This window comes from Burkholderia sp. E168m23, assembly GCF_016586125.1.
GTDB classification, from domain to species: domain Bacteria; phylum Pseudomonadota; class Gammaproteobacteria; order Burkholderiales; family Burkholderiaceae; genus Burkholderia; species Burkholderia orbicola.
The window spans coordinates 1-8,699 of sequence record NZ_BCPP01000192.1 but is presented as its reverse complement, the minus strand read 5'-3'; the positions used below and the strand labels follow the sequence as shown (position 1 = coordinate 8,699).

Genomic DNA, 8,699 nt, shown 5'->3' with positions numbered 1-8,699 from the left:
TGATCGCGTGACCTCAACCTTCCGGACGACATCGAAGCCATGTTCGACAAGATTCTGATCGCCAACCGCGGCGAAATCGCGTGCCGCGTCGCCGCGACGTGCAAACGTCTCGGGATCGCGAGCGTCGCCGTCTATTCCGACGCGGATGCGAACGCGAAACACGTGGCCGCGTGCGACGAGGCCGTGCACATCGGCGGCTCGGTCGCGGCAGACAGCTACTTGCGCATCGAGCGCATCATCGAAGCCGCGCGCGCGACCGGCGCGCAGGCGATTCACCCCGGCTACGGTTTTCTGTCGGAGAACGACGATTTCGCGCAAGCGTGCGAAGCGGCCGGTATCGTGTTCATCGGGCCGCCGGTCGACGCGATCGCGGCGATGGGATCGAAGGCCGCCGCGAAGGCGCTGATGCACGCGGCCGCCGTGCCGCTCGTGCCCGGCTATCACGGCGACGACCAGGACGCGGCCAACCTGCATCGCGAGGCTGATCAGATCGGCTATCCGGTGCTGCTGAAAGCCAGCGCGGGCGGCGGCGGCAAGGGGATGCGCGTGGTCGAGCGCTCCGAGGACTTTCCCGCGGCGCTTGCATCGTGCCAGCGCGAAGCGGCAAGCAGCTTCGGCAACGATCGTGTGCTGATCGAGAAATACCTGACGCGCCCGCGTCACGTCGAGGTGCAGGTGTTTGGCGACACGCACGGCAATACCGTGTACCTGTTCGATCGCGATTGCTCGGTGCAGCGCCGTCACCAGAAGGTGCTCGAGGAAGCGCCGGCGCCGGGCCTGCATGAGGACGTGCGCCAGGCGATGGGCGAAGCGGCCGTCGCGGCCGCGCGCGCGGTCGGCTATGTCGGCGCGGGCACCGTCGAATTCATCATGACGGGCGAAGCGTTCTACTTCATGGAAATGAACACGCGCCTGCAGGTCGAGCACCCGGTGACCGAGATGGTCACGGGGCTGGATCTCGTCGAATGGCAACTGCGCGTCGCGGCGGGCGAGCCGCTGCCGCTGAAGCAGGAGGAACTGCGCGTGCAGGGCCATGCGCTCGAAGCGCGCCTTTACGCGGAGAATCCGGCGCGCGGCTTTCTGCCGTCGACGGGCACGCTGAAGCATTTGCGGTTGCCGGCAGGCGTCGAGTTCGACATCGGGGCGTCGGTGCGCGTCGACAGCGGCGTACGCGAAGGCGATGCGATCACGCCGTTCTACGATCCGATGATCGCGAAGCTGATCGTCCACGGCGCGGATCGTGCGGAAGCGCTGGGCCTGATGCTGCGTGCGCTGCGCGCGTGCGAAGTGGTCGGCCTGCATACCAACGCCGCGTTCCTGCAGCGGATCGTTGCGTGCGAGCCGTTCGCGATCGCCGATCTCGACACGGGCCTGATCGAGCGCAACCACGATGCGCTGTTCGCGCCGCAACAGCCGCCGCGTGCGACGCTTGCACTCGCCTGTGCGGCACTGCTTGCGCGCGAACGCGCCGCCGCGCAGGAAAGCGCGTCGCCGTGGAGTTCGCTGCCGGACTGGCGGCTGAACGGCGGCTATCGCCGCACGCTCGAATGGCATGCGACCGATCGCGAAGCCGACGTGACGGTCACGTACGAGGACGACGGCACCGGCACGCGCATCGCGATCGGCGACGCGGCCGCGCAACCGTTCGCGTGGACGCGCGGCGCCACGCCGCTCGATTTCGACGTGACGCTTGGCGGCGTGCGCAGCAGCGGCCGCGTGTATGCGGACGGCGACACGTTCCATGTGTTCACGCAGGGTGCGGCCGAAACGTTCGAATGGCGCAACCTGCTCGCGCATGCGGGCGACGCGGAGCAGGGCGGTGGCCGCCTGACCGCGCCGATGCCCGGCAAGGTGATCGCGGTGCTGGTCGAGCCGGGGCAGAAGGTCGAAGCCGGTACGCCGCTGATCGTGATGGAGGCGATGAAGATGGAGCACACGATCGGCGCGCCGAGCGCGGGCGTCGTCGCTGACGTGCTGTACGGTGTCGGCGATCAGGTCGCGGACGGCGCGCAGTTGCTGATGATGGCGGAAGGCTGAGCGGACCTTGTTGCTGTACGTGGGCCGGTTGCCGTGGCGGCAGGCCCGCAAGAAAGCGCTTCGTAATTTTCCGTACGCCCGTGGCCGTGGCCGCGGCGATGCGGCTTCGATATCGACAACACGCGAAGAAGCTATACGCCTAAGCAACATACATCTTTCGAAGGCCTTACGATCTTCGCCGTTCCTGCCACACCATCGCGTGCCACGCGCAGTGCGCACCTCCATCTTCCCGCCCCTCGACACCGTCGTGTAACAAGTCGAACATAGCATCTCGGCGTCGATATGACCGGCGCGGCGTCGCGTCCGCGTCACGTCATCATCCTCACGGAGAACCGTTATGCGAACGTCGGCCCTACGGCCTTTCGCGGTCGTCGGCCTGATCGCGCTGACCGCCGTCCTCGGCGCCTGCAACGACGACCTGACCGCACCCGCCGCGCCCGTCGCGCAGCAGAAGGCCGCGTGCGGCGGTGCGGTGGTCGCCACCGCGCAGATGCGCTGCCCGCCCGGCTTCACCGCGCCTGCGTCGTCGCCCGCTTCCTGATACCGGCCGTTTCCACCAGAAAACCCATCAAGAGCAACCAGCATGGCCACTCATTCGCGACGCGATTTTCTGAAGTTCTCGGCCGGCCTCGCCGGCGCGACCGCCGCCACCGCACTGCTGCCGGAATCGATCCGCAAGGCGCTGGCGATCGAGCCGAACACCGTGACGGGCACGATCCAGGACGTGCAGCACATCGTCGTGTTCATGCAGGAGAACCGCTCGTTCGACCACTATCTCGGACACCTGAGCGGCGTGCGCGGCTACAACGACCGCTTCCCGGTCACGCTGCCGAACGGCAAGCCGGTGTGGTTCCAGCCGCGCCAGGAGGACAAGTCGAGCGTGATCGCGCCGTTCCGCTACGACACGACCAATCCGGGCGTCAACGCGCAATGTATCGGCGGCCTGCCGCATACCTGGGCGACCACCCATGGCGCGATCGACAACGGCCGCGCGGATCAGTGGGCCGTGCAGAAGTCGAACATGACGATGGGCTATCACGTTCGCGACGACATCCCGTTCCACTACGCGCTCGCGGATGCGTTCACGGTGTGCGACAACTACTTCTGCTCGATCCCGGGCAACACGCACCCGAACCGCATGTACCTGATGACGGGCATGGTCGATCCGCTCGGCACGGGCGGCGGCCCGCTGCTCGACAACACCGACTACATCGACAACCAGTTCGACAAGATCCAGTTGCCGCCTTTCAGCTGGACGACCTACCCGGAACGGCTCGAACAAGCCGGCATCTCGTGGCAGATCTACCAGCAGGGCACCGGGTTCGACAACTTCACCGGCAACTACGGCACGAACATGCTGGCGTGCTTCAACAACTTCGTGAATGCGCCGGCCGGTTCGTCGCTGCAGACGCGCGGAATGAGTACGCGCCCGATCACGCAGTTGAAGGCCGACGTACAGGCGAATACGCTGCCGCAGGTGTCGTGGCTGCTGCCGCCCGCCGCGTATTCGGAGCATCCGAAGTTCACGCCGCTGTACGGCGCGTACTACCTGTCGACGATCCTCGATGCGCTGACGTCCAACCCGGACGTGTGGAGCAAGACCGTCCTGCTGATCATGTACGACGAGAACGACGGCTTCTTCGACCATGTCGTGCCGCCGTCGGCGCCGACGCTGCCGGGCTCGGGCATGAGTACCGTCGACGTGTCGCTCGAGCGGCACAACGTCGTGACCGCGACGCAAGCCGGCACCTATACGGCCGACAACCTGCCGTACGGCCTCGGCCCGCGCGTGCCGATGTTCGTCGTGTCGCCGTGGTCGAAGGGCGGCTTCGTCTGCTCGCAGGTGTTCGATCACACGTCGGTGCTGCAATTCATCGAAAAGCGCTTCGGCGTGATGGAGACCAACATCTCGCCGTGGCGCCGCGCGATCTGCGGCGACCTGACGTCGGCGCTCGACTTCTCGAAATCGGATGCGACGCTGCCGACCCTGCCGAATACGCAGGCGTACGTCGCGCAGGCGGACCTGCAATGCTCGCGTGCGTCGTCGCAGACCGCGCCGGCCAGCACCGCGCAGCAGGTCGTGACCGCGCAGGAACCCGGTACGCGGCCGGCGCGCGCGCTGCCGTACGAACTGCACGTCACCGGCCAGCTTCAGGCGCAAGGCTATGCGCTGACGTTCGCGAATACCGGCACGCAGGGCGCGCACTTCTGGGTCTATACGGGTGACCCGACCGCGATGCCGCGCCGCTATACGGTCGAAGCCGGCAAGCAGCTGACCGATACGTGGGCGCTCGATGCGAACGGCAACTATCTGGTGAGCGTGTGGGGGCCGAACGGCTATTTCCGGCGCTTCGCGGGGTCGGCGGCGGCGGATGCCGCGGCCAAGCCTGAAATCACGCCGTGCTACGACACCGCAAACGGCGACGTGTACGTGACGATCGCCAATGCGGGCACCGGCCCGCTCACGGTCACGGCGACCGATGTCGCGTACGGCGGCGCGGCGCGCACGCTGACGGTCCCGGCCGGGCAGCGCATCGAAGCGCATTGGGACCTGTCGTGCAGCAGCCACTGGTACGACCTGCAGTTCGCGGTGGCGGGCAATGCCGGCTGGACGCGCCGCATCGCGGGGCACGTCGAGACCGGCAAGCCGAGCATCACCGACCCGGCGGCCGTGGCGCCGACGATCGCGGCGATCTGACGACGGCACCTGATGCGACGACGCGCCGTCCGGTTGAATCCGGCCGGCGCGTCGTGTTTGTGCGTCGAGGGTATGGCGGCGCTGGTGTCAGGGCAGCAGCCCGTCGTCATGCGCCATCATCAGCGCACGCATCGCGGACCACATGCCGTAGTAATGCACGATGTAGCTGTCCGCGCGGCGAAACAGCCACGGCGTGTTGAGGCTGACGAGGTCGGTCACGCCTTCGCGTTGCAACTGGCCGTCGCGCTCCATCGCGCGAATGAAATGCAACTGGTCGCCGTCGCTCGCATAGACGCTCGACCGGTCGTGCAGCGCGGCAATCGTCGTCATCAGGTCGCGCAGCATCGCGTCGTTGCGTTCGGTGCGGCGAAACGCCATCACGCCGGAATTGAACGCCCATTGGCCGATATCCTGTGCGAGCAGCCAGTCGCGTCCTTCGAGCAGCGGCGCCAGCGGTTGCTGCTGGTTCGCGATCAGCACGTCGGCGTCGAGCCACACGACCCATTCATGGTGCTGCAGGTAGGCGTGCAGCAGCCACGGCTTGAACCAGTTGCCCGTCGCGTTCAGCCCGATCTCGGCGGGGATGTCGCGATGCACGTACAGCGTGTAGCCGTGCGCGTCGCAGTAGCGCCGGAAATTCCGTTCGGCGACGCGTGCATAGCTGCCGATGTTCGGCGTGTACAGCATCATCAATGCGATCGGCCGGCCGGGGTTGTACGTGCTGCGCTCGGCGGCTTCGTCCGGTGCTGCGGCCGCGTGATCGAACGTGAACAGCGGCCGGCCGGCGGCGCGGCATCGGTTGACGTACGCGACGAGCGTGTCGCGAAAGCGCGGCGTCGCGCCTTTGCGTTCGGGATCGTGCGGCGTGTCGTCGAGGCTGATCGCGAACGTCGGCTCGCGGCTCCACATCGGATCGAGGTCGGGGCCGGACGGCATGACCGCATACAGCCCGTCGATCGGCGTCATGTAGCGATGCGTATCGAGCTCCGCGAACAGCGCGGCTTCCGACGTCAGCCTCGGCTCGCTGCCGAGCTTGCAGCGCTGCGCGAGCCGCATCACGATCGCACGCACGTCCGGCGTGTTGCGCCAGATCTGCACGTCGACTTGCGGCAGCGGCGACGCGAACGCGTCGACCAGCAGCATGTCGCGCCCAGTCATCAGGCGGTCGAGCGCGACGGGCTCGATGATCGCCGCATCTTCGCTGAGCAGCAGCACCAGTTCGTCGGGTTGCGCGCCGCGCAGCACGTGCAGCAGAGATTCGTAGCGATGCAGCGGGCGCAGCGGCAGCGCCTGCGGCATGCCGGATGCATCGACGATCTCGTGACGATAGCCGTGCCCCTGCGCGTACCAGCGGTGGTTCTCGAGGCTGGCTGGCGCGTGCTGGCTGAAATGACTGAGGACGATCATCGCGCGCTCCGAACGCCGGGAAGCGCGCACACGATCCGCGGGATGCGCTTCAGCTCGGCCCGCCATCCGGATACGCTGACCCGCGAGCGCCGCCCCGGTTCGTCGTGGAGGGTCTGGAAGCCTTGCGCGGCATCATGTTCCATGCTTTGTGTGCCTTGGTCTTGATCGTGGTGCGGCGAGGTCGTGTGCTGCGCGCCCGAACGCGCCGAGAAAGCCGGCCGCCGGGCGGCACGAGTATCGCATAACGATCGGGCGGATTGGCCCGGCCGGGGCGGCCGCTGACCATCCCTGACAGTGTGCGGCCGGCGCTCCGCTAGAATGCCGGATCGCCGCCGCTTGACGCGGGCGGCGCGTCAAGCGCTACACTGCGCCATGCCATTCCCGTTCAACCTTCCATCCTGCCGACGATGACGTCTCCTGTCCTGACCGGCCTGCGCATCGGTATCACGATCGGATTGCGTGCCCCCGACGAAAGCCTGTGGATCAACGGCATCAAGCAGAACGCGCTGTTCCTCGCGAAGCTGCTGATGGCGTCGCCGCACGGCTACCGCGTGACGCTGGTCAACACGACCGACGTGCCGCTGACCGACGCCCTGCCGTGGGATCGCAACGTGTTCGACACGCGCGCGTTCGCCGACATGAAGGACGCGCTCGACGTGGTGATCGAACTCGGCGGGCAGATCGACGGCGAGCAGACGGCCTACCTGAAAGCGCGCGGCGTGAAGCTGGTCAGCTATTGCTGCGGCGTCGAGTACATCAACGCGATGGAGTCGATGCTGTTCGGCCGCCGGCTGTGGGATTCGCTGTTCATCAACCGCGGCTACGACGAGGTGTGGGCGATTCCGCAGATCGCGCCGTCGTCGCTGCCGTTCCTGCAGTCGCTGCGCCGCTGCCCGGGGCGTGTCGTGCCGTTCGTGTGGGACCCGATGTTCCTCACCGAACGCGCGCGGTCGCTGCCCGAGCACGGCGAATACCGGCCGCGCAGCGAGCCCGGCAAGCGGCTCACGGTGATGGAGCCGAACCACGACGTCGTGAAGTTCTGCGTGTATCCGATGCTGATCATCGACGAAGCGTATCGCCGCGACCCCGACGCGATCTGCTTCACGCACGTGACGAACGCCGATCGCCTCGCGCACGACAGCCCCGAGTTCGTGATGCTGATGAACTACCTGGACATCGTGCGCGCGGGCAAGGCCAGCTTCGTCGGGCGCTTCGATACGCCGCTGTTCCTGGCTGACCTGACCGATATCGTCGTGTCGCACCAATGGTCGAACCCGCTGAACTATTTCTATTTCGACGTGTGCTGGCAGGGCTATCCGCTCGTGCACAACGCGAGCCTCGCGCCCGATCTCGGCTACTACTATCCGGACAACGACGTGCAGCAGGGCGCCGATGCGCTGCTGCGCGCGCTGCACACGCACGACGACGACTGGCAAGGGTATGCGCGGCGCCAGCGCGAAATTCTCGGCCGTTACACGTCGGCGAATCCGGCGCTCGTCGCCGAGTACGACGCGCTGCTCGCGAACCTGATCGGCGCGACGGTCGCCTGATGAGGTCGATGTTCCGCGGCGCACGTTCGGTGCGCCGCCGGCCGCCGTCGGGTTTGTCCCGCCCTCATGTCTGACGAAATCATGCCGTTAAAAAAGAAACCGCCGAACCCGATGAGCTCGACGGTTTTGGAAGGCACGAAATTGACGGCTCCGAGGGAAGTCCGTCAAAAACAAGTTTATAGGTTAACAAGTCGGAAAGATTGTTAAATATGGTTCAATTTATAATCTTCATATAATTGAAGTTGGTATTATTGATTAAATGAGGCTTGATTCCGTTTCGGAATTTCATAATATCGTTTGAAACGAGAAAATTGAATGCTGCGGTGATCGAATCACGCGCGGCAGCAGGTTTTCCGCAGGTGACGGCATGTGTGGAGGGCCGGTGTTTCAACCCGGCATGTCGAATGCGTACGGCACTTTGCGGTGTGGTATTTATCTGATCAATTGGCGATATCCCGCTTCGCGCGACCAGCAAATCCGGGAGGGGGTGATTCAGATAAAACTGTTTAGATGAAAAAGATAAACGATTCGGATTGATGGTTTTCGTAATTTGCGTTGTGTAACCTGTCGCACTGTCGGCATCGCGCACGCATGGTGTATTTCAAGTAACCGAATATCGTAAAAATATCGAATTTGACGGCGCGCCGAAGCGAACAGTACGCCCCCGGAAAAAATCGACATGACAGGATGGGCCGGGTAGGCGGCGGAGCGCGTCGAGGTGGGCTCGTTCCGCATATGTATTGAGGTCGAGCCGTGATCGGCGGCTCGCCATTTGCCGGAGCGCCGGATGAATGCGGTCGAAGCTCGCCAGGAGGCGAATCGGAAAACGAATCGCGACGAAATCGATCTCGTGTTCGGCGCGCCGGACGATCATCGCGATCTTGCGTCGGTACGCAGTTTCGTCGAAAGCCGGCTCGGATTCGCGCACGAGCCCGTGTGCCGCGCCGACCTGTCGGGTGGCGTGCTGTACCAGGAATGCCTCGCGCGGCTGCGGTGGGGCGAGCGCG

6 protein-coding genes and 1 pseudogene are annotated in these 8,699 nt (G+C 65.5%); 5 read left to right on the top strand and 2 right to left on the bottom strand.

Going from position 1 to position 8,699, the window contains the following annotated elements:
* Nucleotides 1-39: 39 nt before the first annotated feature.
* From JMF90_RS12550 to JMF90_RS12540, 3 genes are all read left to right on the top strand, one after another.
* Nucleotides 40-2,037 (top strand): acetyl/propionyl/methylcrotonyl-CoA carboxylase subunit alpha, encoded by a 1,998-nt coding sequence (locus tag JMF90_RS12550; RefSeq protein WP_201317074.1) that lies wholly within the window; start codon nucleotides 40-42, stop codon nucleotides 2,035-2,037.
* A gap of 337 nt (nucleotides 2,038-2,374) precedes the next feature.
* Nucleotides 2,375-2,578: a hypothetical protein gene (locus JMF90_RS12545; protein WP_011694854.1), complete on the top strand. Its 204-nt coding sequence runs from the start codon at nucleotides 2,375-2,377 to the stop codon at nucleotides 2,576-2,578.
* Nucleotides 2,579-2,620: 42 nt separating this feature from the next.
* A complete protein-coding gene (locus JMF90_RS12540; RefSeq protein WP_011546955.1) occupies nucleotides 2,621-4,735 on the top strand; it encodes a phosphocholine-specific phospholipase C in 2,115 nt (704 codons plus the stop codon).
* An 87-nt stretch (nucleotides 4,736-4,822) separates the two neighbouring features.
* Here the strand turns inward: JMF90_RS12540 and JMF90_RS12535 are convergent, their stop codons facing one another.
* Nucleotides 4,823-6,142: a galactosyl transferase GMA12/MNN10 domain protein gene (locus JMF90_RS12535; protein WP_171984326.1), complete on the bottom strand. Its 1,320-nt coding sequence runs from the start codon at nucleotides 6,140-6,142 to the stop codon at nucleotides 4,823-4,825.
* A 407-nt stretch (nucleotides 6,143-6,549) separates the two neighbouring features.
* Here JMF90_RS12535 and JMF90_RS12530 point away from each other — a divergent pair, with 407 nt between their 5' ends.
* Complete coding sequence (locus JMF90_RS12530; protein ID WP_011546957.1) at nucleotides 6,550-7,692, top strand: DUF2827 domain-containing protein; 1,143 nt, start codon at nucleotides 6,550-6,552, stop codon at nucleotides 7,690-7,692.
* A 214-nt stretch (nucleotides 7,693-7,906) separates the two neighbouring features.
* On the opposite strand, the gene JMF90_RS12525 is transcribed toward JMF90_RS12530, so the two are convergent.
* Entirely contained in the window at nucleotides 7,907-8,281 is a 375-nt protein-coding gene (locus JMF90_RS12525; protein WP_011546958.1) for a hypothetical protein, read from the bottom strand.
* Between the two features lie 198 nt (nucleotides 8,282-8,479).
* Here JMF90_RS12525 and JMF90_RS12520 point away from each other — a divergent pair.
* Nucleotides 8,480-8,699, top strand: a pseudogene (locus tag JMF90_RS12520) (EAL domain-containing protein); the annotation flags it as partial.

Bases quoted from the DNA above. Each gene is read 5' to 3' on its own strand.
- JMF90_RS12545 (WP_011694854.1), top strand. From the start codon at position 2,375: ATGCGAACGTCGGCCCTACGGCCTTTCGCGGTCGTCGGCCTGATCGCG.
- JMF90_RS12540 (WP_011546955.1), top strand. From the start codon at position 2,621: ATGGCCACTCATTCGCGACGCGATTTTCTGAAGTTCTCGGCCGGCCTC.
- JMF90_RS12535 (WP_171984326.1), bottom strand. From the start codon at position 6,142: ATGATCGTCCTCAGTCATTTCAGCCAGCACGCGCCAGCCAGCCTCGAG.
- JMF90_RS12530 (WP_011546957.1), top strand. From the start codon at position 6,550: ATGACGTCTCCTGTCCTGACCGGCCTGCGCATCGGTATCACGATCGGA.
- JMF90_RS12550 (WP_201317074.1), top strand. From the start codon at position 40: ATGTTCGACAAGATTCTGATCGCCAACCGCGGCGAAATCGCGTGCCGC.